General features: G+C 70.9%; 1 protein-coding gene. It reads left to right on the top strand.

What is annotated here, in order from left to right; translation table 11 throughout:
* The coding region (locus UK23_RS45560; RefSeq protein ID WP_045318088.1) for a non-ribosomal peptide synthetase at nt 1-1,443 on the top strand (1,443 nt) is incomplete at both ends.

Genomic DNA, 1,443 nt, shown 5'->3' with positions numbered 1-1,443 from the left:
GGACGGACGTGTCGGGCGATCCGACGTTCCGCGAGCTGCTGGCCAGGGTGCGCGGGGTGGACCTGGCGGCGTTCGAGAACCAGGACCTGCCGTTCGAGCGGCTGATGGAGATCCTGGACCCGCCGCGGTCACTCGCCCGGCATCCCCTGTTCCAGGTCATGCTGGCGTTCGACAGCAACCCCGCGGCCTCGTTCGCCATGCCGGGCCTGGAGGTCGGCGAGCGGGCGGAGGCCGGACGCGACTCGGCCAAGTTCGACCTGAACTTCGAGCTCCGCGGCACGCACGAGAACGGTGCGCCCGCCGGCATCACCGGAGCCGTCGAGTACGCCACCGACCTGTTCGACCCCTCGACCGTCGAGGTGCTCGTGGCCAGGCTGGTGCGCCTGGTCGGACACCTGGTCGCCCATCCCGACGAGCGCGTCGGCCAGGCGGACGTGCTGACCGCGGAGGAACGCGACCTGCTGCTGACCGGCTGGAACCCCGGTGTCCGCGAGGTGCCGGACGTCGTCCTGCCGGAGCTCTTCGAGGCCCAGGTCCGGCGCACCCCGGACGCGGTGGCGGTGACGTGCGGCGGCGACTCGCTGACGTACGCCGAGCTGAACGCGCGCGCCAACGGGCTCGCCAGGTCCTTGGTGGAGCGCGGTGCCGGGCCGGAGCGGTTCGTCGCGGTGATGCTGCCGCGGTCGGTGGAGATGATCGTCGCCGTGCTGGCGGTGCTGAAGTCCGGCGCCGCCTACCTCCCGGTCGACCCGACCCTGCCGCAGCACCGGATCGACGTGATGTTCGAGGACGTGGCACCGGTCGCGGTCATCACCGAGGACTCGGTGGACCACGGCCTGGGCGCCGATCTCACCGACGACGACCGGATCTCGCCGCTGCGGCAGGAGAATCCGGCCTACGTCATCTACACCTCGGGCACCACGGGCCGTCCCAAGGGCGTGATGATCCCGCACCGCGACGTCGTGAGTCTGATGCGCGGCACCGAGGACCAGTACGGCTTCGGCACCGACGACGTCTGGGCGATGGTCGCCTCACTCGCGTTCGACGTGTCCGTGTGGGAGATCTGGGGAGCGCTGCTGTACGGCGGCCGCCTCGTCGTGGTGCCGCGTGACGTCACGCGCTCTCCCGAGGAGCTGGTGGACCTGCTGGCCGCGGAACGGGTGACGGTGCTGAACCAGACGCCGTCCGCGTTCTACGAGCTGATCCGCACGGAGCCGAGGGACCTGCCGCTGCGGTGGGTCGTCTTCGCCGGGGAGGCGCTGTCGTTCGAACGCGTCCAGGAGTGGTACGCCACCAGGCCGGAAAGCCGGGCGCGGCTGGTCAACATGTACGGCATCACCGAGACCACGGTCCACACCACGATCCTCGAGCTGGATCCGGTCCTCGTCGCCGAGTCGTCCGCGCGCAGCCTCATCGGCCCGGCGATTCCCGGACTGGCGCTGT

Origin of the sequence: Lentzea aerocolonigenes (assembly GCF_000955955.1) — a bacterium.
In the GTDB taxonomy this organism is placed as follows: domain Bacteria; phylum Actinomycetota; class Actinomycetes; order Mycobacteriales; family Pseudonocardiaceae; genus Lentzea; species Lentzea aerocolonigenes_A.
This window is presented reverse-complemented; position numbering and strand designations above follow the sequence as displayed.